We start from the raw sequence: 25,888 nt of genomic DNA, 5'->3' as shown, positions 1-25,888 counted from the left end.
TTTTCTTCAATAATTGGGGCCTACGACGGTACTTAACACCACCGTCACCATTAAAATAAATATCCCTATACAAAGTTCGATTTGGATTGATTTTTGAAGCGTTCTAGGACTGGTTATGCCGGTTAAAAGCTGAGGAACCAATCTCAGTTTGTGTAACAACGCGATTAGAAAGATAGCACCAACAAACAACAGCTTAATAAGCAATACAAAGCCGTAGTTTGTGTCGAGCAAACTGCTAACAGAACGCACAAGTTGCCAAGCCAGTAATAAACCAGCAATAATTAGCCCCCCAATGGGGTACATCGCCGATTTCCCAAATTTTGTCATGACATGGTGCAAATTGGGGGTAGAAAGCTCTACGCACGTCCTTGAAAGAGGCCAGAGTGAACCCACCCACGCGAGTGCAATAACGGCATGAGCAGCCAGGATAAATTTAAAACTAGGTTGTAACTGTTGAGTATGCCCAGTTAACGTAAATGTATACCCGAACCCTGCCAACGCAATAACAATGAAAATTCCAAGAGAGAGACTTGAAATAAGGGCGTTTTTTCTAATTGAATGACCTAAATAGGTTAAATATAGTAGCGCACTTGCGAACAGCACTAGTCGACTTTTTGCAACATCTCCGAGCGTTGAATGCGCGACCATCTCTCGCATAATGGGGTCAAACATACCAGCGTATCCAGATTGAGCGAGCTGCCCAACCTGAAACAAAAAGTCAAAAGCACTAAAAATGATGCCAATGACCGCAAACAAACACATGTGCCTTGTTACCGTTGTTTGTAAGCTTGCGGGTAAAGTAAATTTGGTGTCAATATCAGTATTGGTAATGCACAAAATCCAACCACCACCAAGCAGCGCTGATACGCCGAGATAAACACCAAACTTTGAAATCAACAACCCCAACTGCCAAATGTCCATAGCGTCCTCTAATGGTTGCCGTGCGTGCTGTCGTGCTTTTTATCGTTATGTTTCATCATTGAAGCATGCACCATAAAACTAAAAGCCCCTTCCATTTTGTGACCGTCCTGACCTAGCAACATCCAATTGACAGTGTATGTATCTACTGGTAATCCGGGTAATTCGTAACTAAAGGCACTAGCGAGTTCCGTACTTGGCTTAAACTCAAACGGAATGGTTTCCCCACTTTTTGATTGCAACGTTACTCTAGCCAACCTTACAGGCTTGGTAAAAACCAATGATAGTTCAGGTGGAGATGACATCAACATTGCATTATCCTTAGGCGTAGATGTCTTAAGTGTTGTGTGAGCAAAAGTAGAAAAACTTAAGGCTACCATGAGCATTGAAAAGATTAGTTTCATTTGAAGTCTCCTTAGACTTGATGGGTTATAGATAACACAAATGCTTCAATATTGATGGCATTTGGGTCAATGGTATTGTCGATCAGCAAGCCTGTGACGTCTTTCATCATCGCGCTGGGCCCAGGTAAAAAAATGTTCACCCTGAATGTAGTAGATATCAAACCAGACCATGTAAAGGCCGCTTAACGACCAAAACAACACCTGCCCGCCGACTAGCAGCATAAGCCAACGATGTGAACGGCGAACAGGTCCTTTCATTACGCAACGACAGCCAAGTATTTAAGCTGTTGTTTGCGCCATATTAAATAAATGGCAGGCAGTATGAGTAGTGTCAGAATAATCGCACTAACCATTCCTCCCACCATCGGCGCGGCAATCCGACTCATGACTTCGGACCCCGTACCAGAGCCATATAAAACCGGCAGCAATCCAAAGATGATAGTGGCCGTTGTCATCATGACGGGACGAACACGCAATCCTGCACCGTGCAGTACTGCCTCGGTCAACATCTCGGCGCTCGGTAAGGTACCCCCTTCTTTGCATCTATCCATCAGTGCCTGATATTCATGATTGAGATATACAAGCATAATGACTCCTATTTCTACAGCGACACCGGCCAAGGCAATGAAACCTACGCCTACGGCCACGGAGAAATTAAAGCCTTCGATGTACATAAGCCATATGCTGCCAACCATCGACAATGGCAACGTCCCCATAATAATCGCCACTTCAATGAAGTTTCGGAAGTTGAGGTACAATAGAATAACGATTATAGCGAGCGTCAAAGGCACTACGTAAGTGAGCTTCTCCTTTGCCCTTAACATATACTCGTATTGGCCAGACCAATTAATTGAATAGCCGGCGGGTAAAACGAGTTGTTCAGCAACAACTTGCTGCGCGGTAGCCACATACGTGCCTATGTCTACACCATCGATGTCAACATACACCCATCCATTGAGCCGCGCGTTTTCACTCTTGATACCCGGTGGACCGTCTTCGATGTAGACGTCAGCAACATCAGCTAAGGCTATACGTTTTCCTTGTGGTGTCACTACAGGTAACAAAGAAAGCGACTCTGGAGAGCTTCGGTATGACTGCGGATAACGAATATTTACTGGATAGCGCTCCAGCCCTTCTACACTCTGTGTTACGTTAACACCGCCAATTGCACTAGAGACAATTTGCTGAACATCAGCGATATTGAGCCCATATCGGGCTGCTTTTTCGCGATCAATGTCGACTTTCAAGTAGCGACCGCCAGCGACGCGTTCAGAATACACTGAAGCCGTGCCATCGACGTCAGTTAATATTGACTCAATTTGTTGGCCGATTTTTTGAATTTCCATTAGATCGGGACCACCAATTTTAATCCCAACAGGGGTTTTAATTCCTGTGGCAAGCATGTCAATTCGGGTTTTTATTGGCATCACCCATGCGTTGGTTAAGCCCGGTAAATTGACCACAGCATCAAACTCTTTAATAAGGTCCTGCGTGGTCATCCCTTCTCGCCATTGTTCTTTGGGTTTCAATTGAATAAATGTCTCAATCATGGTCAGTGGTGCGGGGTCCGTCGCCGTATCCGCCCGCCCTACTTTGCCAAATACCGTTTCTACTTCTGGTACGGTTTTTATTAATTTGTTGGTCTGTTGAAGAAGCTCTCGTGCCTTCCCGATTGATATGCCGGCATAGGTGGTCGGCATATACATCAAATCGCCTTCGTCAAGCGGGGGAATAAATTCACTACCAATTTTATCAATTGGCCAAACCCCGATAGCCAAGACAATCAATGCTGCGACCATCGTTGACTTTGGAAAGCGCAAAACTGTCTTGAGCGTCGGTATGTATAAAAACGTTAAAAACTTGTTGACTGGGTTTTTGTGTTCAGGCAACACCTTTCCACGTACAAAATACCCCATTAAGACTGGGACCAGTGTAATCGCAAGTGCCGCTGATGCAGCCATTGCATATGTTTTCGTATAAGCAAGAGGGGAAAACATCCTCCCTTCCTGGGCCTCAAGCGTAAAAACAGGTACAAAACTAACCGTAATGATCAACAAACTGAAAAATAACGCAGGTCCAACTTCGACCGCAGAATCGATAACAACCTGCCAGCGATTTTCCTTGGTAAGAGGCGTCTTTTCCATGTGTTTGTGCATATTTTCAATCATAACGATCGCACCATCACTCATGGCGCCAATGGCAATAGCAATGCCGCCCAACGACATGATATTGGCATTGATACCTTGCATATACATAACGATTAGCGCGGTAATGATCCCAACAGGAATACTGATGATAGCGACGAGTGACGACCGAACATGAAAAAGAAAAGCGACACATACCAAAGCGACTACGATAAACTCTTCTAATAGTTTTGAAGCTAGGTTATCAACGGCCCTTTCAATTAATGCGGAACGGTCATAAACAGTGACCACCTCAACGCCATCAGGTAGTCCTTTTTTTAAGTCCTCTAGTTTTGCTTTGACGCCATTTATCGTTTTTTGAGCATTCTCGCCAAAACGCATCACGACAATACCGCCGACTGTTTCCCCTTCGCCGTTTAGCTCTGCTATACCGCGGCGCATTTGTGGACCGATATCTACAGTGGCAATATCCCTTATTAAAAGCGGTGTGCCATTGTCATTGACGCCAAGAGGAATAGTTTCGATATCCTTCTTATCAGAAATATACCCCGTAGCACGAACCATGTACTCAGCTTCTGCAAGCTCCACTACAGAGGCCCCAACTTCTTGATTCCCTCGCTTTATTGCCATCTGAATATGAGAAAGCGGTATACCGTAAGCGCGGAGTTTTTCAGGATCTACTTTCACTTGATACTGTTTCACCATCCCCCCTAGCGCCGAGACTTCGGACACGCCAGGCACAGTTTGGAGCTCAAATTTCAAGAACCAGTCTTGCAAACTGCGTAATTGAGAAATATCGTGTTGGCCGGTTCTGTCGACCAATGCATACAGATAAACCCAACCAACGCCTGTGGCATCTGGACCTAATTGCGGCCTGGCGTTTTCAGGTAGATTGGGGGCAACTTGCGATAAATATTCAAGCACCCTGCTTCTTGCCCAATATAAGTCGGTATCATCATCAAAAATGATATAAACGTAGGAGTCACCGAAAAACGAATAACCTCGAACCGTTTGTGCACCCGGTACGGAAAGCATGGCGGTCGTTAGCGGGTACGTTACCTGATCTTCTACAACTTGTGGCGCTTGACCAGGATAACTCGTTTTGATTATCACTTGGACATCGGATAAATCTGGGATCGCATCTACTGGCGTATTTTTCATTGTAACTAAACCGCCACCGACTATGATGATGGTTGCGAGTAAAACAAAGAAGCGGTTTGAGACCGACCAACGTATGACTGCTTCTATCATTCGTGCGCTCCTTCATGTTGGCTGTGATCCATCGTTCCTTTATCAGATGCTTGTATATGTACTGTGGTAATAACGTACGCACCGTCTTGGGTTTTGGTAATTTCGATGTGCAGTCGCATACCAGCGGTAATGTCAGATAAATCAACCTCATTAGCGACGTTGAAATCCATTGTCATTGCAGGCCAATCCCACGCCTCAATAGGGTCATGTTCAAGGCTTAACTGGTTGTTAGCACTCATCACTGCATTGACCGTTGCTTGAGTCCACACAGCGTCGACAGCGGTACTTGTTTCACTACTTGCCTCTTCAACAACATAAATGGTAGAAACAAGATATTCGCCACTTGAGGATTTTGAAATTTCAATATGCGCAAGCGTTCCAGAGGCCAAATCAGACAAGGTAATGTTATCTGCCACGTTAAAATCCATCGTCATCGCGGGCCAATCCCACTCTTTTATAGCGGGATGATCGACATTTATCATTCGATGCCCATCCATTACAGAATTAATCTTGACTTCAGTCCAAACGCTTTCAGACATAGTCGCCTGTGTACTTTGTGCTGAATCGATAATGTGCACGGTTGTCACCACATATTGACCATCAGTTTGCTTACTGATCTCGATATGTGCCGATGAACCACCTTTGACCGTTGCTAAATTGATATGCTCCGCTACCACAAAATCCATGGTCATCGGCGGCCAATCCCATTCTGGAATTGGACCATGTTTTGCAGTTATCATGTTGTGAGAAGGCATCACGTCTGTGATCATCACCTCTGTGAAGACCGATGTTGGACTTTCTTCAGGGGGTTCCATTCGCTTAAAGTCAGAGCTAATACTGCTCTCTGAATCAAGCATAAATTGAGCGGAGGTGACAATGCTGTCACCATCGATCAGTCCTTCAAGTACTTCTGTAAACTCGTCAACCACTCGCCCAATTTTGATTGCAACTGATTTAAATTTTCCATCTCCCAATGCCAATACAACGCGATTTTGATTGCCTGTTCGAATAACCGCTTCGGTTGGCACGATCAAGTTGGTCGAATCCATATCAGAGTGGATAGTCACTTGAGCGAACATGTTCGGCTTTAACGTATAATCTTGATTAGCAAAGCGAAGACGCACACGCAGTGTGCGGGTACTCTGTTCAAGGGTTGGGTAGACGTAGTCTACAACGCCTTGCCACGTCTTTCCGGGGAGGAAATCTAATGTCATAGTAACAGGCAGCCCTTCCACTATTTGGGCGGTTTGTCGCTCAAATACCTCTGCATCAACCCAAACCTCATCCAATGCACCAATCGACATGACTGTAACGCCAGGTTTTATAAAAAAACCTTCTCGAATGTTTAAATTATCTACGAATCCGGTTTGGGGTGCGGAAAAGGTAACGGTTTGCTGAACATTTTTTGTTTTTGTTAACGTCTCCACGACGTCTTCAGGAACTTGCAATGCATTTAAGCGAGAACGAGCAGCTACGATCAGATCTTTGTTGTTTCTGCGCATAGCAAGCAGCAATTCTTCTTGTGCATTCACTAACTCAGGCGAGTATAGAGAGTAAAGTGGTTCCCCTTTTTTAACATATTCTCCTGATGCTTTTACATGCAGTGTTTCTATCCAGCCTTCAACGCGAGGATGCACATGGATTAATGTTTCTTCGTTGTATTGAACGTACCCGACAGTTCTAATAGGGACATGCAGCGCGCGGCGCTGCACTTTCGCAGTTCGAACACCAAGGTTGTTCTCCACATTTGGCGCTATAGTAATTGTTCCTGAGCCCGCATCACCACTTGAACTTTCTTCGTAGACAGGAATGAGATCCATGCCCATCGGAGACTTTCCTGGTTCGTCTCTGCGGTAATTTGGGTCCATCGGCGCAACCCAATACAACGGTTGCTTCTCTTCGTTTTGCTCATTATTCGCGGTGGATGATGAAGATGGTATCAGAAACGTGAATGCCAACGCAGTCATAATACCGCCTGCTACCCCGCCTATGACGAGTGCTTTAATTGTGCTCATTGTTGTTCTCCGATTTGAGACAAAGGAATACCTGCGTTGGTATCAAAGTAATAGTTGAGTTGAATTTTTGTTTTGACCAAATCCACACTGATATCCAGTGCGTCAATTCTGGCATTAAGATCCGCAATACGAGCACGCACTACCTCAGCAAAGTCTCCTTCGTCGTTGGTATAAGCATTGAGCGATGCCTCAGCTTGCTCTTGCATTTGCTCTAACAATTCGAGTTCGTACAGCGCTTGTCGCTCCATTAATCGCTCATTTTCCGCATATAAAGACTGGATGTATGACATCATTTCTCTGAGGACTAAGCGCTTGTCGGTTTTAATGGCTTCAGATAGGCTTACGGCAGCCGAAACCTCTTGGTCTTGGCGGTTTTCTGTAAAAAGAGGTACATCGAAACTTACACCCATCGATAAAAAATCTGCTCGACTTGTACCGTCGGGCGTGTCGTCTCTGTAGGCGTAACTAGCGTTAACCCCCCATTGTGGCTTGTATTTTTCTTTGGCAAGGTCAATACCGGTTTGGCTGGCGCGAATTCTTTGCTCTATCGAGAGGATCAAAGGGTGTTGATTGAGAACCATTGCAAGCGATTGTTGATCTCTGCGCTCAAGTATTGTTCTCATATTCTGCCCCATGTTTTTGATCTCAGGTAGGGCATGCGGCAACGTTAATCGAGAAAAGGCATCAAATCCCGATTGACTTGGATAATTTTGATCTCTAACTAGCCACTCTAGAAGCTTCCCTGTGGCTCTTTCTTCTAATGCTCGTAGTTTTGTAAGTCGGTCTTCCAACCTTGTTAATTCCAACTTTGCACGAACGATATCTTGCTGATTTACGCGTCCAAAGGCAGTTGAATAATTTGCCTTTGCGATATCGCTGAGCTGTTCAAATAACGCTTTATCTTCATCAATTAGCTTTACACTTTGCTGCGCCCGATATATTTCTAACCATAAGTTTGATACTTGAACGCGTGCTTTGGCCACTCGGTCGGCTCTCATCAGGGGATGCTCTGCTGCTTGCTCCCGCAATTGACGAGACCTTATGGCTAACGAATCACCACGAGGAAACATCTGTGACACACCTACTTTTAGCTGAGTCATGGGCTCTTGATCAAACGCAAAACCATCAGTGGGTACATTTGCTAAACCGATGTTGACAACGGGGTCTGGTAGGCTCGAGGCGACGACACTACTGGACAATGTGGCACGTTCACGATGTGCACTGCTAACGAGCCATGGATCATTTTCTACCGCTATTTCTACTGCACGTTTGAGCGTTAATTTTTCATTCGCGATAGCGGGAGAGACCATCGAGAACGAGAACGCTCCCCAAATAGAAACAAAAAGACAAAACCGGTTCATTAGAATTGCTCCTCATAGGTGTTGACTTCAGCAAAGGTCGTAACTGAACCATCTACATTGAGTTGCAATACAAGGTAAGGTTGGAATCGTTCGTCAACTTCCATGCCCGGCGATCCAATTGGCATGGCTGGAACGCTCAACCCTAAAACCCCTTCAGGAGGGTTTTCTAAAAATTGTTGGATGTATTTTGCGGGTATGTGCCCCTCAAATACAAACCCGTCCTGAGAAAGAGCAGTATGGCAGGAGCGATACTGGGGTTCGACGCCATATTTATCTTTGACTCTGGACATTAGCGTGACATTTGTCACATCTGTCTCAAAGCCATGTTCTTCAACATGTCGCACCCATTTTTGACAACATTTACATGTTCTACTCTTGTAGACATGTAATGTGAATTTCGGTGCCTGTGTTGCAGACTTTGCATCATTCTTTGCCTGCAGTACATCACTGCACGCCGTTAAAAAGAGGACTAAAGAAAACAAAGCCCCAAACGGTATATTTTTGTTCATAAACAACTCTCACATATATTGGATTTTGCACGCTTTACGATGGAAACGTCACGTGCAGTAACTGTTAGTCTTTACATCGACTAATCTAATTACACGAGAGAGTATTTTGGGGGGCGTAAATGTATAGCGATAAAGACTTTATGCAGCCTAGTTTGTTTGCTTAGGGCTGGGGTGTTCAACAGTTTTGGTGTTTCGAAACTCTCCCCAGCCAACATGCCGAGCTGAAAGACTGCCATGGGACAACAGCAATTTTGATTGCAACAACTCTCTGATGCGTCGTGTGATGAGTGGTCCATGTGATGACCGATTCTGTTATCTATTTCATGCACCATATCGCTTGCACATGGCGTAGCTACACTCGCGAAAGACCCGCTTACTTGCACGCTCAACAAAGCGATAACAACGAGGTATTTGACGAATGAAAGTTTCACTTAAACCTGACTCCTTTAATGAAACGCGTTTTCACGGATTAGCTACGGCAATGAGAATATCAAATGGCCCTGACAGACAGATTACCTTGACATTACAATTTTGTAATCATGAGCGATATTGATAGCGAAAGTGTATTTTTAGTTGAATATTTGCGACTTCGAGCTACGATGTGGCGCGCTCATTAGTATATTGAATACTCTGTTGGTTGCTGGCATACGTTTTATTATTAGTATACTAACAGCATTTTACGATTGCGGTGTATTCAACAGGCTTACTCCATTGAATTAAAGCTATGCAGCAGGTTAATCACACACCATGAAAATACTTGTAGTCGAAGACGAAGTAAAAACGGGCGATTACATCAAACAAGGGCTAATTGAATCCGGCTTTGTTGTAGAATTAGTAAGGACTGGCCTGGATGGTCACCACAAATCGATGATTGGTGATTATGAATTAATCGTACTCGATGTAATGCTGCCCGACATAGAAGGTTGGAAAATCCTGTCTTCATTGAGAGAGTCTGGTAAATTTACACCCGTTCTTTTTTTAACCGCTCGCGATCACGTTAATGACAGAGTCAAAGGACTTGAGTTAGGCGCAGACGATTATTTGGTTAAACCGTTTGCTTTCGCGGAACTCCTCGCAAGAGTGCGCACCTTGATCAGGAGAGGGACTTCTGTCCCTAACAACACGTTACACATTGCAGATTTGGAGCTTGATATCCCTTCTCGCGTTGCGAAGCGCGGTGGCAAAGTAATCAATCTGACGACTAAAGAGTTTACATTGCTTGAACTAATGGTCAGACGTCAAGGTGAAGTATTGCCCCGTTCTTTGATCGCCTCTCAGGTATGGGACATGAATTTTGACAGTGACACGAATGTCATTGATGTCGCTATCCGAAGATTGCGTGCAAAAATTGATGATGACTTTCCTGTAAAGCTAATTCAAACTGTCAGGGGGATGGGCTATAAAATGAGTGTAGATGATAGTAACGAATAAACTAAAACGGCCAAACTCTCTTGCGTTTAGAGTCACTATACTTGTTGGCATTACCGTATTTTTGTGCCTTACAATAATCAGCTTAATCGTTCAACAATCAATTGCAACGCATTTTGCTGAACAGGATGCTGATGAATTAAATGAGGTATTCCATGCTGTAAAACGAAAGCTTAGCGAAGCATACACTGAAAAGGTGGCACCTTCGAGTATCCTCGTTGAAGCAGTGTCTGGTCATCATGGAGTCTATTACCTTGTGCAAAATGAAGATGGAGAATCCGTATTTTCGAGTAAAGGCGTTGACTTGCACAAATACCCCGGTCAATTGTTTGACAACGATCTCATAACGCCTGATATGTTGACACTTTTTTTCGATGGATCCCATATGTTGCGAGCAACTGAAGCTCTCGTGACCGTCAGCACTGGTCAGAATAAGTCTACATACCGTGTTGTGGTAGCCTCCAACATGGAATTTCATATGAATTACATGGAAGACTTTGAAAAGACGTTATGGGGCATTATTTTCGTGTCTGGTTTGATCACGATAATAGTGGCACGTTTTGCTGTGTATCGAGGCCACTCGCCGCTACGAAAACTGAGTAGAAAAATAGGTTCTATTACTGCTGACAAGCTCGATATCCGACTAAATCCTTTAGAGGTACCGGTCGAGCTCGCAGGATTAGTGGGGTCGTTTAATGCTATGATTGAACGACTCGAAGCTGGCTTTGAGCAACTTTCATATTTTTCTGCGGACATTGCGCATGAATTGAGAACACCGGTCACAAACCTGACAACTCAAACGCAGGTTATTCTGAATCAACCGCGCACTGAAAGTGAATATGTTGAAATTTTATATTCTAATTTGGAAGAATACGAACGTATGACCAAGATGGTCAGTGACATGTTACTTCTAGCCAAAACGGAACATGGACTCGTCAAGCCACAGTTAGAGCGACTAAATTGCCGGGCAGAGCTTCAAGAATTAGTTGAGTATTTTGAACTACTGGCAGAAGAAAGACAAATTCAAATTCGCATCCGAGGGGCCGATGCCACAATTGATTGCGATAGGTCCATGTTTCGACAAGCTATGAGTAATCTATTATCAAACGCAATTCGATATTCCTTCGAAAACGCGATTGTTAAGGTAGCAGTATCTACCAACGATGAACATACAAAAATTACCGTTTCAAATCCAGGCCCGAAAATCTCTGATGACCATCTTCAGAGACTTTTTGATCGCTTTTTTAGAGCAGACCCTTCACGAAAAAATCATGGTCAAGGCGTTGGTTTAGGATTGACTATCGCTCGTTCATTGCTTCACATGAACGGAGCTAAACTAACGGTTAGCTCAGATGACAACTTAACCGTATTTGTTGTTTCATTCCACAAATAATCAATCAAACTTCGTCCTGGACTCTAAACAGGTGGTCACTTTCTGAAGCTGATGTATCGGCCACTTCCCCTCATTTGTCATGTTTGCACTTTCCAACACCTGCTTCATAAAACTGGACATTTCATCATTAATCTTAATACAGTTGCTGGTATAGGCTTTACTTGTGTGTATCAACAATTGATCTAACAGTTCGGAATAAGTTGATTAATACCTTCGGAAAAAACCAAGCCTAGAGCCTCACTACCAAATTGGGAAACTCATTTTTCAGTTCCTCAATTATTGGATAAAGAATGATAACCTGCTCACTGTGAAAAACACCTGGAGCCAGATGGAAAACGCACATCTGTCGTGTTGTTTCAGCTGCTATAATAGTCGTCATCATTGACTCATTGTGGCCAATCACACTTAGGACTATTTCATTCGCATCGTTTGAAATTTTCCCACACGCTCGGACGGTGACGCCACAAATATCAGTGCCATTGTGTATGTTTATAAAAAGCCAAAATGCTATTTTTCGAAAAAACGGATTGCACAGGAGTCTACCAAGATCTATCCTGGAAAAAGCAGCTAACAACTATGTCACTAAACTGCTATCAAAACGAACCCAAGTTGATACTGTTGGAGTGTCAAGAGTTTGCCCAATAAAATGTTGTTCAGAAAAATCAAACCGATTAGCAGGGTGTTTACTATCGCAGCTAGGTGACCCGATATTAGTGCTGTCACTGAAGCTTTTTACCAATCGGCTACGTCAATTAACCATTATCTTGTAGGCTGCGTCTAAATTGTTATACATCCATTCTAGAGCAGCCTTTCCATGGTGGTCACAGAGACCGAACTCCAAGAGAACATCTATCTGACGTAGATTTTCCATCAATTTCTTAGCTTGAGAAACAAGAAAATTTGTAAGCCCAAGTGCAAGCACAACACTAAGTACAACCGCAGCGTTGTTAAGTTTTGCAAGCCCATCTAATAACTCTACCTGGCAGATAAACTTAAAGTCAGAACTAATATCTACATAGTCGATACCTCGGGAAAGACACAGTTTCACAAAACTAGTATCAACCTGATCGATACAGACAACAACAATAGAGATATTCTCCAATGATGTCTCCGCATCATTACCAAATATATCCATACTTCGCCCGAGCGCGCCCCAACTTCACTCGTAGCCAATCTGGCTTTTTCAAGTTTTCGTCCAGCAATAACCAGACGATCAGGAAAATGCAGTGCTAGCTTTTAGCAATTAAGCGGCCTACTTAGCCATAGCCTCCGACAATTAGTATTTTTTCAGATGCGGCGGACCATCCATTTTTAAATATAGATTCTGACGGCATAGATTCTGTTCTTACTTTTAATTTGGCTGGATGTTTCACTAACAATTCTTGGGGAACAGTTTGACTTAAAAAAGCACAAGTAGTGATATTATTTGAATGTGCATAAACTATCATTTAAAACTTAATTTGCCTGAATGATTCAAAGTTAAAAGGCAGATACGTGATCATCATTTCTATATCACTCTTTCATCTGGAAGTATTATTTCGTCCATCTGTGGCTTAGATAAATTTCTGCTACTGCGCCATAGTTGCAATTCTTTTCCTCCAACTATGGCAGGAAGTTGGCAATTATCATCCTAGCCGCTCTTAATAGCCAACATTCGTCTGAGACTATTAACATGTATAGCCGTAGTAAAAAGGTTGATTGCTCCTCGGTAAGATCTAGGAACATACAAAGCGTTAGATTATTCCTTCAGTATCTCTGCAACGCTCACGCTCCCTTTTGTAAGAAGAAAAACGGCTAAAGGAGATTCATATGGAGCAGGTACCATGAGAACGCCGTCGTCCACGATAATCACTCTTCCAGAGAGATCTAATGAACTATCCGCATACCATAGGCCACAGGTCGTAATCCTCCTCTATGAAATAGATCCCTGATGCACAAGCCAAGACTCGCATAATTTCTGTAACTGCGAAGCCCCATACACTTTCACGAAATTTTTACTTAGCCAAATACTTTACCTAACGAATTACTAACAAAAATTTCAAATTGTTCTGTGTCTAAATCAATATGAACTGTCGACTGATTCATTGACACAAGTAAAAAACAGCGATGCTTTGAAATACAAAGCCAATATTCTAAATAAGCACTTCTGCATAACAACTAACAATAATTGTTACCAACAAACCATTGGATTTTCATGCTATTTCTCAGTAGGTTACTGGTCAGTTACAAGTGCGTATTCGTTATTGATAAATTAGTGTTTAAAAGTTAAATCAAAAGTAAGTCTTCGGAAATTAGAGTTCAGCTATTTGGGTTTATTATTAAATTTATCAAGGAACTCGCTACTACTTTTTGTTCTTCTTTCAACCACCCCTGACCAATTTTATGCACTCTCAATCTTTTTCTGTTTTTTATTAGCTTGCTACGAATGCATTTCCTCATTTTTTTTACACTTTCCTGTCGCTTGTCGGTAAGCATTGCTTTCAACATGCCATCGCTAAGAAGGTGAAAATATTTGGGTGATATGACCCTGATCTGTTTAAGTCTTGACGGAAACGTAGACAAACTCCATAATTCAGAACTATGTTTTTCACGGTTAGGTATGTGGCTAAACTCAATTCGCGTAGTGATAGCCAACTGATCCAACAGATGCCTAACTTCTGTATATCCCCTACTTTCCTTCAGTAGTTTTTCATACACGATGCAGTGACTTGCGTTAGACTTGCTGCCTAGATAAGTAGTTTCTACAACTTGTTGTCCATTGAGCGGTATACAATGCGACTTTAAAGATTTAGTGTTGTCTCTGAACGCTTGTACAAACGCTGATGAAACACCAGGTAATAGAATGCCGAAGTCGATTCTTGTCACCTTTGCCTTACTGAACAATTGCGTATATCGGTATTCACCGCCAATACGTTTTTGAATATGTATTAGAGCCTGCTTTATTTCATCCCGTGTTAGCTTGTTTGGATTAAACGATATTCGTAGAGAATACTTACCGGACTCTTTTTCGTTCCCTTCTAAATATAAGAATAGGGACTTATAATTATCACCGTAGAACCGAAACTCGAATCCGTGTGAATAAAATGGTTTGCCGTAAATAGGCCTAGAGCCTCCACCATTGAGTTCGTAGGTTGAGGTAGGAAAAACTGTGAAGTCTGCTGGCTTTGCCGCTGTCCCTGCTTTATAAATGCGAGGCCTATTTTTTGCACCAATAGGTTTGAGCAGTGAATCGATATCCTTTATTGAACACCTCACTGTCAGTGTGATTTGGTCGCAATCTAATCTCAAATATCGCTGCGGTTCATTACAATATATTTGCAGTAACATGGCCTGGTATCGGCATAATGTTTTGTCTTGAAGCTTTGCTGTAACGTTATTAATTTGCTTAAAACTTGGTTCAGTATTATCCAAATCAAGCAGTGCCAACAGCTGCGAATTGTATTTGTCGTTAATAAGTTCATAGCGAGACTTATCAAAAGTGCTACGAATCCATGACTGTGTATTTTTGCGATCTGCCATAAAAACACTCTTTTAATACGTAGAAGTGTCTGCCTATACCGTATATTAATAGTGTGTATTAATAGATAGTTACAGTGGTATTACAGAGATTAACAACTAAAAATGAAGGTGTTGAGTGTGCATTTTGTTGAACTAAAAATGCACCTCAAACAACTACTAAGGTTTATATCATTGAGCACCAGCTTCAGTGATATAAGGATTCACTTCCCACAATGGTTTCTGTCTACAATTTGTAGCCTTTCGAACCACTAACACAGACTCTAAAACCATAATAGCTCGGTTCACTTCATCGGTGTTTGTGTTTAGCCCGCTCCAATTCTTTTGCGCTATGTCACGAGCCGAGAATTTGGGCGGGAGTCGATCTATCCGTTTTAAAATCAGTATCGCATTAGCAGTATCAACATTTGTTCTAACGTCAAAAACGTGGCGAGCATGAGATTCCAAAAATTTTGCAATTCTGACGGCTTTTTTAGCTGAGGTTTCGGAAACGCTTTTTATAGGGCCGATAACTTGATTCGCATCGTCAAAACTTTCAACCACTTCAAAAAGCAGTGCAAGTTTAGGCACTAGCGTTTTATATTTTAATAGGTAGTTTTGGTACACATCATTGACGTCTTTCTTACTTTTAAAGGAAGTAATCTCTCTGTACCACTGTTTATAAACACCCAATGCTTGCTCTGACAAGCAAACGCTGCGTTCTTTCAGGCCAAGATTTGGCTGGAAGCCGAAATCGCATTGATTGATTGAACAAAAGAGACTCTGTACTTTCGAAATTAATGATACTTCCACTTCTCCAGAAGCAGATGAAACTGTGTCAGTATTTTTCGGATGAACAAGAATGTTAAAGCGCTGCCACAGTCCATCATTTTCCTCACTTCCCTTTAAAGTATTTCGAATATGTGGATAAACAACAGATGGTTTGGTGGTTGCAAAAATCGACAAGAGCATGTTACTGGCATACGTAGTGCCCGTGTTTAACCTATCAATATCATGCTGACCAAACCCCGAATTACACTCCAATAGGAATGAACGATATTCAAATCCCTTGGAGCCTCGAAGCTGATGAATAAATCCTTTTAGATCCTCTAGGTCCATCAAAATCCCATTGTGATTTTCACCTAGTGTGCGTTGCAAGTCGGCATATGTTGCCTTGTTGGTTGTATAACGTACTAACGACGGTTTTTGAGGCTGTCTTGAGTTTTCAGTTACTTCAGATGCTAGTAATTCCTCCATCTTTCTTTTTTCTATAGGGTCTAAGATTTTATCGATAGCAATAATGCGCTGTTTGATATGCTCTGAATTTATCCTTTCACGTATTTTCTCTATTTTTTGCTGCGCTCCATACCGCTTATTGGCATCATCGTAGTCCATCGAAGCTTTATCATTGAGTGGGCCAAAAAATTCCCGCATCCGCAAATGAACAGGAAATTTACCAGCTCCTGAGTCTCCTATCGATATAGCCCAGAAATTTGGCGCAATCACCAAGTCACTATTTTTTCTTGGTTTAACGTGAATTTTATGACCGATGACTGAACCAATCATCGTTACAAGTGGAACGAAAGCAAACTCAGGGGGGCAACAATAGGCTTTGCTAAAGTTTTTTACAGTCTCTTGCATTAATTTAGGTAATACATCAATAGGCAATGCCTCGCTACTACCCTCATATAGGTTTAATTCAGCTGGCGGCACCCACACGTTTAAATTGTTCTTAAGAACGAATTCTACTAGCGTGAGGGGCTGATACTTATACCATTTCTCATACGCAAATTCGCCTCTATCCCAGTTCTTCGCGCCCGAAAGTTGAATCGGAAAATAGGTTATAACCTTCGCACATTTACAGCCTTCATTTTCTGCTTTTAAGGCATTGGTTAACTTTTCATGCTGCTCCTCATCTTCGTAAAAGACGAACCAAATAACGCTGTACTTCGTTAACCCAACTTTTTTGATGACAGAGGCATGAGACACTTTTCTCAAAAATTGTATTTCTTCAATGTTATCGAGATTGAATGAGCCTTGAATCCCTATGACTCTTCTTCGTTCCAGCCACTTATTGTTTTTAACAAAGGCTTTTCTCCCTTCATTATTTTCATCTTTTAACCATTTTAAGCCCTCAGCTACTCTTAGCTTTTGCCTGACATTTCTAGTACTTCCATCAGGCGCGCAGTAAATTAATTCTGCTGAATCCATTTCAGTTATTTCAATTAGCTCGTAAAGGTCTTTGATGCCCTTAAACCCCATTCTTTTTAACGTAGAAATATTTGTTACTTTCTTCATCATTTTTGCTCCAAAAAATTACTTTAATGACCATTCGATGTGTTAAATCAAAACCTATTTTCCGGATGTGTAGCAGTGTTGTCCTCAGTGAAAAAAGCCTATTAAACAGCCAACAAAAAAGTAAAAAAATTTACTTAATATCAACCATTTAAAAACAATAGGCCGTGCCTTTTTTCTATTTTCTTCTGACACGTTTAAGAGTGTGCTAGTCAATCTTTATGCTAGGGAAAATTTATCTATTTAAGCTATTGTTCTTATTGACAAAAAAAACTGATAGGCTGAGAAAGCTAAAATAAAAAACTTTCCAATAGTTCGGAGTTAAATGATTATGAAATTAGGAACGGAAGAAAGCCGAATCAGACTGGTGCCAGACAACGCTAAACGTGAGGCGTTAGAACAAGCGACAGGGCTTGGTCGTAGTGGCGATGTAAATATTGAACTAAGTAGAATGAAATCCCCGCAGCAAGCTTTCGACCTTTACTTAAAAAATTTAGTCAGAAATCCGAGACTTGATGCTGACGATATTCGGCTCGGCTTTTTACTGTTTGATTTACTTGAGCACAACTTAGGAAGCCAAAGCTTTCTTCTCATACCAATGTCTGACTTCCATATGTCACAAATTGGAGAAAATGGGGTGCTCTACTTTCACGGCACTCGCAACTGTGAGTTTGGATATGACTTTTTGGAAAAGCAAAGTCTGTTAGACATTGCTAATAAATGTCGGCTGGACATAGATACATCACATCTTATTAGTTTGCTCAATAGACTACACAGTTTCTTCTACATAACTTGTACAGAATTATGTGAAGAGAACCTTGCTGTAAATAGGATAGGGTTTGCATATAGATATCAGGAAGTTTTATTGTCTGAAGACGCAAAGATGGTACACATCCGTCTCAATGAGCGGTTCAACAAAATAGATCTCACTAAGCGCTGGGGGAAATCAACAAAATAACTATTTTTTACTGGGACAAAACAGCCATACAAATAACTAATATCGCCTGATATTATCTTCTTCGCTTTCTAAGCACTTCCATTCAAATTCAATACTTTTAACTACAACTTCGGAGCATTTTATGAATGCAGCTTGCCCCTATGCGCTGTATTTAGGTCGACTTGCGCCTAATAGTCAGCGCTCAATTGCTTCACAACTAAATAGCATCGCAGACATGATGGGTTGGACTGATGAAGAGCGAGAAGATAAATATCATCTAATCGATTTTCAACAAGCTACCTATATTAAAACGAAGCTTATTACTCAGGGTTGGTCAGCTAGATCTATCAACAGAGCAATGATAGCGATCAGAAGTATCGTAAAAATAGCTGTACTCTCTGGGCTCGTTCCAGAAATGCAGTCGATTCAACTTCGGGCTATCAGCAAAGTGAATCATGGCAAACATGATGGAAAGCCTCTCTCAACTGAGCAGGTCAATAAGCTGCTGATAAAGTTACAACGCGATAAATCTGTTCTTGGCATTCGAAACTACGCGTTAATCTCAACACTTTTAGGCACAGGGTTACGACGAAGTGAACTAGTAGCACTCTTGGTAGAAGACTTTATCGAAGGTACTGCTCTGGTCGTCAAAAAAGGAAAAGGTAACAAGAGCCGAACTGTTCATCTGCCAGCATGGACGCAACTTGCGCTGAATCAATGGCTAGCACTTCGAAGTAAAAGCAACGGCCACTTGTTTGTTCGTGTTGCAAAAGGTGGAAATATTAAACACAACACCGCGTTGTCATCGTGCTCTATCTATTCACTCACTAAAAAGTCGCTAGCATCAATTGGCGTAGACGGAGTCTCGCCGCATGATCTTCGACGAACGTTTATCACACGATTACTTGAACAAAATGTAGATATAAACACTGTGCGCCAAATGGCAGGTCATGAGGATATCAGTACAACCATCATGTACGACAAGCGAAATGAAAAAGTGATGCAAGAAGCTGCATCTCTGCTTTCCTATCAATAATGGGGCGCTAGCATGTCTTATAAAGTACTCAATAAGTCGAGTGAGCTTAATTACCTTGCATGTGAATGGGGCAAGCGATTACTCAACTATCTGCCTTCAATCGATACCGATATACTCAGTAAAAGTCTTGCCAGTAATTTGCGTGGTAGCAAGGTATCTGCCCAATCATTTTTCATAGGTAGAAGCAAAAACGTCAATTACAAAGCTTGCCTCACTATTACTGATACCCAACCTCAGGTAACGAAAACCTTTTTAGCTAATTGTCGCTATATCAGAACCGTGATGGACTTGCCTAAGCAAACCGAGTTACTGATTCAGTTCGCCTTGCTCTCACAGGTTAACAAGTGGATTAGAGCGCTTTCTTCTGAGGTGCACATGCAAACAAGCCACCTTTCGTTACACGAAATCCTCAAAGACATTTCAGGCATCAGTGACGAACTATTTTCTCACGCAACTGCGCAGCTCAATCATTATGGTTTTCTGCCTGATACAGACTTTTTGTCCTTCGAATATGGCGCAATGCCAAAAGCACTTGTTCGAATGTTGTTAAGTGAAACAATTACCTCAAGGGAAACACTAATAGCACCGTTGCTGCATCCTTCGCCCGACGCAAGCTTCACATTAGATGATTTTCCTCACGTGAATACTGCGCTTTTGTCGCAATATCTCACTGCTGCTAGTAAGTCTAGACAGTCTGGAGCAAGCATTTTGCTCTATGGAGCTTCAGGAACAGGTAAAACAGAGTTATCGAGGACACTTGCCAAATACTGCGATAGAACACTTTACGAAATTCGTTCTACTGCACTTGCTAGCAATTTTTCTGAAGATGAGTTCAATAGCCGCTTTCCAAACAAAGAAAGGCTTCGTTATTTAGCTTTACTTCAATCATTGCTGACGTGTAAGGCGGACGCTATGTTGCTGGTAGATGAATGCGAGAGTTTATTCGATTGTGCTGACAGCCAATACAGTAAAGAACATCTACAGCGATTCATTGAGCAAAACGAAATTCCCTGTATTTGGATTACAAATCATATCCAATATCTTGAGCCAAGCTTTATCAGGCGATTCAAGCTCGTATTAGATGTTCCTACTTTAAGACCAGAAGAAATCGAACAGATAACGCGGCCTTACTATCACGGCTTAAGTGTTTCTTCGTCTGCACGAAAAATGATTAGTCAAACAGAGAACATTACCCCAGCAATTGTTGCTAACGCAACACATGTCGCTCACGCTGTAAACGCTAAACGTGCTCGCGCAGAAGCTGTAATCGGTCAAGTTGTCGAAGCGTCACTAAGAGCAACGGAGCAATGGCAAAATAAACTTGAGTACAAAAGTGAGCTACCTTTCGATACGAGCTACTTAAATATTAAGCAGTCAAAGGAGTATCTCAACGAAATAGCGTTTGCACTTAAGCACAACCAACCAGCGAGGACATTAATCTCAGGTCCTCCAGGAACAGGCAAAACTGCTTTCGCGCACTATTTGACAGAGCTACATGGTAGGAAACTGCTGCGTGTTAAATGCTCTGATATTTTAAGTAAATGGGTGGGTGAAAGTGAGCAAAAGGTGGCTGAGCTATTTCAACGCGCTCATGATGAGGAGCAAGTCATATTGCTTGATGAAGTGGATAGCTTACTAAGCTCACGTGAAGCGCTCACTGCTCATCACGAACATCAGCTGGTTAATGAGTTCTTAACGCAAATAGAGTGTTTCACACAGCCTTTATTCGCTGCTACTAACTTTTCCGACAAGCTTGATAAAGCCGTGTTACGTCGATTCGACTTCAAACTAGAGTGCCAATACCTTACATCTACTCAAGTAATGGAGTTATACAAGAAGCTCACCAAAGTAAGAACGCTTAAGGAAGCTGAAACACAAAGGTTATCTTCACTGAGCAACCTTACACCCGGTGATTTCGCTCTATTGGCTCGTCGAAAGAAGTTTCAACCCAAAATTCAAATTCGTGACTTTGCCATCAACCTGTTGGCAGACGAAAACCTGCGTAAGCAGAAACACACCTCAATGGGCTTTATTCGCCCTTAGCATTTAAAGGTAAACATTATGACTACATCAGTATTGAGTTCGCTCAAGGTTATCGCTCGTCCTAAAATCAAGCAGAAGCCACCGGTATTGAACAAGCGTATGAAGCTAATCAACCGACTAGAACAACAAAAAAAGCTCGCCACTTGTATGCTTGAAGGCACACCGTTCGTAGCATACAAAGAAAAAACCGTCAAAGATCCAGAAACAGGAGAGCGAATTAAAAAGCGTTGGCAGGCTACTGTTCGTCCTTGGTACTACGACACCGATAACCATTATTTCCTTGAAGTAAAAGTGGGCATAAGAGCAATAGAGTTACAAAAGGGAAAACCAGCCATAGATGTTGGCGATAAAGAAAAGCTTCCCGAGGTCATCGACATCTTGATGAGCGCGGTAGAAAAAGGAGAGCTTGATGAGTTCTTAATATCGCCGCCAAAGACTGAAACCAAGGGGAAGACTCTGGCCAACGCAAAGTTAGCAAAATCGTAGTTAGCCCCCTGCTCTACTCATCAGTTATCGCCCTTAGTGCGTGATTGTATGAACAACGACAACGAACCAAGAATCGAGAGCTGTCTATCTTACAAAAGTAAATCGCACTTACGTAGCGCTAGCGTTTCAGAAGCAAAATGAATAGCGCTACTGAAAGCGACGTAGAAGACATTGCAAACTGTTAGTCGGTGACTTTACTTAGTTGCTCGAAAGCGTCGTACAGACGCGCTAGGCAGCACTCACATTCATAGATTCCAATTAGAAGATTTTTCATTATGCATATTCATTATGAAGGACTCGCTTTGCCTGTCTCAAAGCGATTTGCAAAAGCACTGGTCGATTTACTTGTGCAGCATAGCGTGTCACAAACAAGCGTGACAATTAACTTCAGAGATCCTAACTATTCAGCTGAAAGTGGTGGTTTTCACCCTGTAGAGATTCGTTTGGAGAAACGCAACAACGCATGGCACTTTTGCTATGTCACCGATTTTGCCTATCTAGGAAGCGGTCCCTATGCAGAGCTAGCAAAAGACCTCGACTTTGATTTCGATGCAGGTGTTTTTCAAAACCTGTTCGGTGTGTTTCCTATTGAGCAGGCAACCGATATGTACCAAATATGGGAAGGTAACTTCTTGCATTACTGGCAAGAATTAAACGTTTTCTCGATATCGGTATCCGAGTAGCTACCGAACATAAAAGTGTAAACACATTGGAAAAGCTGACAAACCAGAGGAGGTAATCATGTCGAGATGCTTTTCCAATTACAACTTCACCAGCAAGTATGCCGCTTACGTAGTCTTTAAAGGCCGAAAGCCGGGAGTTTACAAATCGTGGAAAGAAGCTGAAGCCCTAGTGAATGGCTATTCAGGAAGCCGTACCCAAGGTTTCGCGTCTATCGAAGAAGCAAAACGCGCCTACAGACGCTTTCTGGACGAGGGCAAAATAGTGCTCAAGACAAAACGCAAAACCAAGCAAAAGAAACCTTTAAAGTCGAATATGGAAAACGTTGATCTTCCTCCTTGGGAATTAGATTAGGCTAAGTGGTCGCGAAGATAGGACGGTACAAGATAATTTGTGTCGTCCCTTTTCCTTTCTGTCTCGTCATTTCAAAGACAGTAGGCAGACTGGAAACAATATCGGTCACTTTTGCTGCACCATAAGTTCTTGGGTCAAAATCAGGTTTTGCACGCTTTAGAAAATTACCGACTGGACTAACATTCACCCAACCATCATCATTCTGATATAACTCCCAAGCTTTAAGCATTGCTGGTATTAGCTCTTCTGCACCATTACCAGCGCTACTTTGCTCCTGTTTAGGTTTACCTGATTTAGAAACCTGACCAGCTTCTAGGTTTTCGGTGAATATAAAGTCATCACAGGCGTTGCGAAATGACACTGGCGTTTTTTTCTCACCTACGCCAAACACAAACTTCTCTGACTCTCTCAAACGTGACGCTAGCTTAGTAAAGTCGCTATCACTGGATACTAAAGCAAATGCGTCTATTTTTTCAGAATAGAGTAAATCCATCGCATCAATAATCATCGACGCATCTGTTGCGTTTTTACCCGTTGTATAAGCAAATTGCTGAATCGGCTGTATGGCTAATTCATTAAGAGGCGTCTTCCAGTTCTTCAACGCATCAATAGACCAGTCCCCGTAGGCACGCTTGATGAGAACATGACCGTGTGCTGATATCTCATCCAAAATGGCAGAAAGTTTCGACAGCTGAGCGTTATCAGCATCAATTAGTACCGCTACTTTTTTGTGAACATCCAAGTCTTTCATCAATTTTATCCTTAAAAATACTTATTCTGTGTAACGACATTTAGGAAAGGCAGAACAACCTAGAAAGGTATTGCCTGCATGGGCTCCACGCTTTGCTTGCCGTTCAACAAGATCACTTCCGCACCTAGGGCAAGCGGTCTTTTTTATCTCCTCTACCTTTGGCTCCGCTTGCACATCATGGATAAGTGAAAGCAGCTCGCCTCCATCAATGAGTACAATGGGCTTATCAGAAGCAAAATCTATAGCTTGCTGGGTGAATTTACCCGAACAAATTACAACAACCGTGGCTGCGTTGCTGGCAGTGAGCACGCCAAACATCTCGCGTACCACACTGACACCAACTTTTTGTGCCTTCCATTGTTTGCACTGAACGAGTATAAGCTCTTCGCCTTTTCTCAGTTCTATGTCAATCCCACCGTCAGCACCAAAACCACCTTCGGTTACTCGATAACCTTGTCTTCGATAGGCCTCTGCCACTAGCTCCTCAAAATTGCGCCAATGCAATTGCCGAATAGTCTCAATACTCTTTTGAGCATCTAATTGCTTGGCTTTGCGCCGTGCATTAAAAAAGGAAAAAGGTGCGATGAATAATATGAAAATTGCAAAATAAGGCGCAGGAACAGCGAGCGCCTTAAATACCATATTGATTAGCTGATTATCCGTCTCGATAGAAGGTAGTAAGTGGCCCATAAATATATAGGTAATTGCCGATGTTATAACTGAAACCCACCATGGCGCTTGGAAAAGAAGGTCAGCAAAAGATGTGTTTTTTCTTGGCATAATCGAACATCCTTGTTGAATATCGAAAATATACTAACTCAGGCAACGTCTTGATTGGGTATTAATTCCAATCGTGTAGTATCGTTTAATAGTGAAATGTTTATTCCTGACAGGAAGGAGAGACAAACATGGACGTATTTATCGGTATCGATGTCACTTGTGCCAAAGGCAAGTACCTGCCATTGGTGATTTGTACTCAAGAAAATGGGCGATTATTGCCGTTTCCGTTAGCCAGTTACTCAATAAAACCACCGAGAGGTTAGGGTAACTGGCTAACGGAAACGCGAATCAGGTATCTGTAAACGACGTCGCGAGCTATGTTGAAACGGTATGCTTCAGCTTTCAGTTTAATCCTGTACGTATTGGCATTGACTCGCCACTTATGCAAAGAGACAACTGACTATCAAACATTAAAAACAAGGAGGCTTCCGTATCTCTGCAAGAGCTTGAATGACGGTGTCTCGAGCCTGGTTCGAATCAAGGAAACGGGGATTATCAAAGTTATGTTTACTACAAATGTAAAAGATTTCAACTAAATGTTTAATTTTGCTCTTTCAAAAGCATGAATACTGAGAGCTTATAAATAGCTAGCAATTTCATTGAATTAGTATGAGCTCCGTTTTATTCTAGAGCTAGATTCTGACTCGAAAGTAAAGGATATGCGATGGGTGAATTTTCAAAGAAGGTAGGCGAGCATGGTGAAGCTCTTGTAAAGGAGTTCCTTACTTTAATCGGATGGACTGGGTTGCGCACCGGTGTTGAGATAAGATGTAAACATCCTCAAAAGCACGAAAGGACCAAAGGCAGTGGTCGAAATACACACGGTGTGGACATACTTTATTCTGCACGCTCTCAACTACAAGATTTCACCTTAGATAATGTATGCTGTTCTGTGAAATTCACATCAAAAGCATATCCTAATCATCCTAATACGAAATTCAGAGAGCACTTCAAAGATCTTGCTCATTGTATTGAGTGTTATTCTAAATCCGAAGTCAGAAACTCGACCATCATTGATTATAATGGAAGAGGAGTTAAAAGAACGAATGATGTAGGGGTACTATTTTGGCTTACTAATGATAACGATTCATATCAGGATGTGGTTAGTAAAGTTGCAAATATAGTGATTGATAAGAATCTGACATTCTCCGCAATATATCTAGTCGACAACTCAAGAGCTGCGTTCATATATGATTCAATAAGTTTTTTAAAGAATAGTTTTAAAGAACATGAAATTAATTTTCACTATTCCTTTACCGCGGCCAACTACACTGATACAAATTTAAAAAGATATGGAAAAGCTTTACCAGTTGAGTATTTAACATCCGACATTTTGCCTTTTCGTCTAATCAGCGAAAAAGACAAAAGTGTTATTTTTTGTGTAGTAATTAGAGAAAAATTCTCGAAAGAAAACTTGGAACGGTTGATGAACTTTGTAAGTGATGTTTCTCAAGAGTTCACTAAAAAATTTAAGTTGTTATTTCCTGACTATAATGCCCTCGAACACGAAGATACAGTAGAGACAGTCAAAGGTCTTGTTCAAGCTAAAGAGAAAGATTTAAGCATTGAGGTTAGTTCATATAACTCTGACTTCAGAGGACAATAAA

General features: G+C 41.9%; 21 protein-coding genes. 10 read left to right on the top strand and 11 right to left on the bottom strand.

Going from position 1 to position 25,888, the window contains the following annotated elements:
- Positions 1 to 6: 6 nt before the first annotated feature.
- From EP13_RS01420 to EP13_RS01390, 6 genes are all read right to left on the bottom strand, one after another.
- Complete coding sequence (locus EP13_RS01420; protein WP_044055642.1) at positions 7 to 921, bottom strand: copper resistance D family protein; 915 nt, start codon at positions 919 to 921, stop codon at positions 7 to 9.
- Positions 922 to 929: 8 nt separating this feature from the next.
- Positions 930 to 1,322 (bottom strand): copper resistance CopC family protein, encoded by a 393-nt coding sequence (locus EP13_RS01415; RefSeq protein WP_012516837.1) that lies wholly within the window; start codon positions 1,320 to 1,322, stop codon positions 930 to 932.
- Positions 1,323 to 1,579: 257 nt separating this feature from the next.
- Entirely contained in the window at positions 1,580 to 4,717 is a 3,138-nt protein-coding gene (locus EP13_RS01405; RefSeq protein WP_044055641.1) for an efflux RND transporter permease subunit, read from the bottom strand.
- Positions 4,714 to 6,732 carry an efflux RND transporter periplasmic adaptor subunit gene (locus tag EP13_RS01400; protein WP_044055640.1) on the bottom strand — a complete coding sequence of 673 codons (2,019 nt, stop codon included), beginning with the start codon at positions 6,730 to 6,732 and terminating at the stop codon, positions 4,714 to 4,716. Before EP13_RS01400 ends, EP13_RS01405 begins: the two co-directional genes overlap by 4 nt.
- On the bottom strand, positions 6,729 to 8,093 hold the full coding sequence (locus EP13_RS01395; RefSeq protein ID WP_014996986.1) for a TolC family protein: 1,365 nt from the start codon (positions 8,091 to 8,093) through the stop codon (positions 6,729 to 6,731). The genes EP13_RS01400 and EP13_RS01395 overlap by 4 nt, the downstream gene beginning before the upstream one ends.
- Positions 8,093 to 8,602 carry a DUF411 domain-containing protein gene (locus EP13_RS01390; protein ID WP_044055639.1) on the bottom strand — a complete coding sequence of 170 codons (510 nt, stop codon included), beginning with the start codon at positions 8,600 to 8,602 and terminating at the stop codon, positions 8,093 to 8,095. The genes EP13_RS01395 and EP13_RS01390 overlap by 1 nt, the downstream gene beginning before the upstream one ends.
- A gap of 747 nt (positions 8,603 to 9,349) precedes the next feature.
- Here EP13_RS01390 and EP13_RS01385 point away from each other — a divergent pair.
- On the top strand, positions 9,350 to 10,033 hold the full coding sequence (locus EP13_RS01385; RefSeq protein ID WP_012516830.1) for a heavy metal response regulator transcription factor: 684 nt from the start codon (positions 9,350 to 9,352) through the stop codon (positions 10,031 to 10,033).
- Positions 10,017 to 11,423 (top strand): heavy metal sensor histidine kinase, encoded by a 1,407-nt coding sequence (locus EP13_RS01380; RefSeq protein WP_015066001.1) that lies wholly within the window; start codon positions 10,017 to 10,019, stop codon positions 11,421 to 11,423. The genes EP13_RS01385 and EP13_RS01380 overlap by 17 nt, the downstream gene beginning before the upstream one ends.
- Before the next feature lie 748 nt (positions 11,424 to 12,171).
- On the opposite strand, the gene EP13_RS01370 is transcribed toward EP13_RS01380, so the two are convergent.
- From EP13_RS01370 to EP13_RS01360, 3 genes are all read right to left on the bottom strand, one after another.
- Positions 12,172 to 12,558: a saccharopine dehydrogenase family protein gene (locus tag EP13_RS01370; RefSeq protein WP_044055637.1), complete on the bottom strand. Its 387-nt coding sequence runs from the start codon at positions 12,556 to 12,558 to the stop codon at positions 12,172 to 12,174.
- Positions 12,559 to 13,721: 1,163 nt separating this feature from the next.
- Positions 13,722 to 14,942: a hypothetical protein gene (locus EP13_RS01365; RefSeq protein WP_044055636.1), complete on the bottom strand. Its 1,221-nt coding sequence runs from the start codon at positions 14,940 to 14,942 to the stop codon at positions 13,722 to 13,724.
- 168 nt (positions 14,943 to 15,110) lie between these two features.
- Complete coding sequence (locus EP13_RS01360; RefSeq protein ID WP_044055635.1) at positions 15,111 to 17,219, bottom strand: DUF3987 domain-containing protein; 2,109 nt, start codon at positions 17,217 to 17,219, stop codon at positions 15,111 to 15,113.
- Positions 17,220 to 17,544: 325 nt separating this feature from the next.
- Between EP13_RS01360 and EP13_RS01355 the strand changes: the two genes are divergently transcribed.
- The 6 genes from EP13_RS01355 (at position 17,545) to EP13_RS01330 (ending at position 22,750) form a co-directional block, all read left to right on the top strand.
- Entirely contained in the window at positions 17,545 to 18,171 is a 627-nt protein-coding gene (locus tag EP13_RS01355) for a hypothetical protein (protein WP_156026712.1), read from the top strand.
- A 121-nt stretch (positions 18,172 to 18,292) separates the two neighbouring features.
- A complete protein-coding gene (locus EP13_RS01350; protein WP_044055632.1) occupies positions 18,293 to 19,186 on the top strand; it encodes a tyrosine-type recombinase/integrase in 894 nt (297 codons plus the stop codon).
- A gap of 12 nt (positions 19,187 to 19,198) precedes the next feature.
- Positions 19,199 to 21,229 (top strand): AAA family ATPase, encoded by a 2,031-nt coding sequence (locus EP13_RS01345; RefSeq protein WP_044055631.1) that lies wholly within the window; start codon positions 19,199 to 19,201, stop codon positions 21,227 to 21,229.
- Between the two features lie 18 nt (positions 21,230 to 21,247).
- On the top strand, positions 21,248 to 21,715 hold the full coding sequence (locus tag EP13_RS01340) for a hypothetical protein (protein WP_044055630.1): 468 nt from the start codon (positions 21,248 to 21,250) through the stop codon (positions 21,713 to 21,715).
- Positions 21,716 to 21,990: 275 nt separating this feature from the next.
- Positions 21,991 to 22,398, top strand: coding sequence for a DUF2787 family protein (locus EP13_RS01335; protein ID WP_044055629.1), 408 nt, complete (start codon positions 21,991 to 21,993; stop codon positions 22,396 to 22,398).
- A 58-nt stretch (positions 22,399 to 22,456) separates the two neighbouring features.
- On the top strand, positions 22,457 to 22,750 hold the full coding sequence (locus tag EP13_RS01330) for an RNase H1/viroplasmin domain-containing protein (protein WP_044055627.1): 294 nt from the start codon (positions 22,457 to 22,459) through the stop codon (positions 22,748 to 22,750).
- Position 22,751: 1 nt separating this feature from the next.
- On the opposite strand, the gene EP13_RS01325 is transcribed toward EP13_RS01330, so the two are convergent.
- Both EP13_RS01325 and EP13_RS01320 read right to left on the bottom strand, forming a co-directional pair.
- A complete protein-coding gene (locus EP13_RS01325) occupies positions 22,752 to 23,501 on the bottom strand; it encodes an NYN domain-containing protein (protein ID WP_012516807.1) in 750 nt (249 codons plus the stop codon).
- Positions 23,502 to 23,522: 21 nt separating this feature from the next.
- Entirely contained in the window at positions 23,523 to 24,281 is a 759-nt protein-coding gene (locus tag EP13_RS01320) for a DUF2034 domain-containing protein (RefSeq protein ID WP_044055626.1), read from the bottom strand.
- Between the two features lie 128 nt (positions 24,282 to 24,409).
- Here EP13_RS01320 and EP13_RS19350 point away from each other — a divergent pair, with 128 nt between their 5' ends.
- On the top strand, positions 24,410 to 24,544 hold the full coding sequence (locus EP13_RS19350; RefSeq protein ID WP_269746846.1) for a hypothetical protein: 135 nt from the start codon (positions 24,410 to 24,412) through the stop codon (positions 24,542 to 24,544).
- A gap of 401 nt (positions 24,545 to 24,945) precedes the next feature.
- On the top strand, positions 24,946 to 25,887 hold the full coding sequence (gapS4a, locus tag EP13_RS01315; protein WP_044055624.1) for a GapS4a family protein: 942 nt from the start codon (positions 24,946 to 24,948) through the stop codon (positions 25,885 to 25,887).
- Position 25,888 lies beyond the last annotated feature (1 nt).

Source organism: Alteromonas australica (assembly GCF_000730385.1).
In the GTDB taxonomy this organism is placed as follows: Bacteria; Pseudomonadota; Gammaproteobacteria; order Enterobacterales; family Alteromonadaceae; genus Alteromonas; species Alteromonas australica.
Note: the sequence above shows the minus strand (reverse complement) of the source record. Positions and strands in the feature narration are given on the sequence as shown.

Coding starts and splice junctions, on each gene's coding strand:
- EP13_RS01335 (WP_044055629.1), top strand. CDS start 21,991: ATGCATATTCATTATGAAGGACTCGCTTTGCCTGTCTCAAAGCGATTT.
- EP13_RS01355 (WP_156026712.1), top strand. CDS start 17,545: ATGAAATTAGGAACGGAAGAAAGCCGAATCAGACTGGTGCCAGACAAC.
- EP13_RS01360 (WP_044055635.1), bottom strand. CDS start 17,219: ATGATGAAGAAAGTAACAAATATTTCTACGTTAAAAAGAATGGGGTTT.
- EP13_RS01340 (WP_044055630.1), top strand. CDS start 21,248: ATGACTACATCAGTATTGAGTTCGCTCAAGGTTATCGCTCGTCCTAAA.
- EP13_RS01420 (WP_044055642.1), bottom strand. CDS start 921: ATGGACATTTGGCAGTTGGGGTTGTTGATTTCAAAGTTTGGTGTTTAT.
- EP13_RS01320 (WP_044055626.1), bottom strand. CDS start 24,281: ATGCCAAGAAAAAACACATCTTTTGCTGACCTTCTTTTCCAAGCGCCA.
- EP13_RS01325 (WP_012516807.1), bottom strand. CDS start 23,501: ATGAAAGACTTGGATGTTCACAAAAAAGTAGCGGTACTAATTGATGCT.
- EP13_RS01365 (WP_044055636.1), bottom strand. CDS start 14,942: ATGGCAGATCGCAAAAATACACAGTCATGGATTCGTAGCACTTTTGAT.
- EP13_RS01385 (WP_012516830.1), top strand. CDS start 9,350: ATGAAAATACTTGTAGTCGAAGACGAAGTAAAAACGGGCGATTACATC.
- EP13_RS01345 (WP_044055631.1), top strand. CDS start 19,199: ATGTCTTATAAAGTACTCAATAAGTCGAGTGAGCTTAATTACCTTGCA.
- EP13_RS01415 (WP_012516837.1), bottom strand. CDS start 1,322: ATGAAACTAATCTTTTCAATGCTCATGGTAGCCTTAAGTTTTTCTACT.
- EP13_RS01405 (WP_044055641.1), bottom strand. CDS start 4,717: ATGATAGAAGCAGTCATACGTTGGTCGGTCTCAAACCGCTTCTTTGTT.
- EP13_RS01400 (WP_044055640.1), bottom strand. CDS start 6,732: ATGAGCACAATTAAAGCACTCGTCATAGGCGGGGTAGCAGGCGGTATT.
- EP13_RS01395 (WP_014996986.1), bottom strand. CDS start 8,093: ATGAACCGGTTTTGTCTTTTTGTTTCTATTTGGGGAGCGTTCTCGTTC.
- EP13_RS01390 (WP_044055639.1), bottom strand. CDS start 8,602: ATGAACAAAAATATACCGTTTGGGGCTTTGTTTTCTTTAGTCCTCTTT.
- EP13_RS01330 (WP_044055627.1), top strand. CDS start 22,457: ATGTCGAGATGCTTTTCCAATTACAACTTCACCAGCAAGTATGCCGCT.
- EP13_RS19350 (WP_269746846.1), top strand. CDS start 24,410: ATGGACGTATTTATCGGTATCGATGTCACTTGTGCCAAAGGCAAGTAC.
- gapS4a (WP_044055624.1), top strand. CDS start 24,946: ATGGGTGAATTTTCAAAGAAGGTAGGCGAGCATGGTGAAGCTCTTGTA.
- EP13_RS01350 (WP_044055632.1), top strand. CDS start 18,293: ATGAATGCAGCTTGCCCCTATGCGCTGTATTTAGGTCGACTTGCGCCT.
- EP13_RS01370 (WP_044055637.1), bottom strand. CDS start 12,558: ATGGATATATTTGGTAATGATGCGGAGACATCATTGGAGAATATCTCT.
- EP13_RS01380 (WP_015066001.1), top strand. CDS start 10,017: ATGATAGTAACGAATAAACTAAAACGGCCAAACTCTCTTGCGTTTAGA.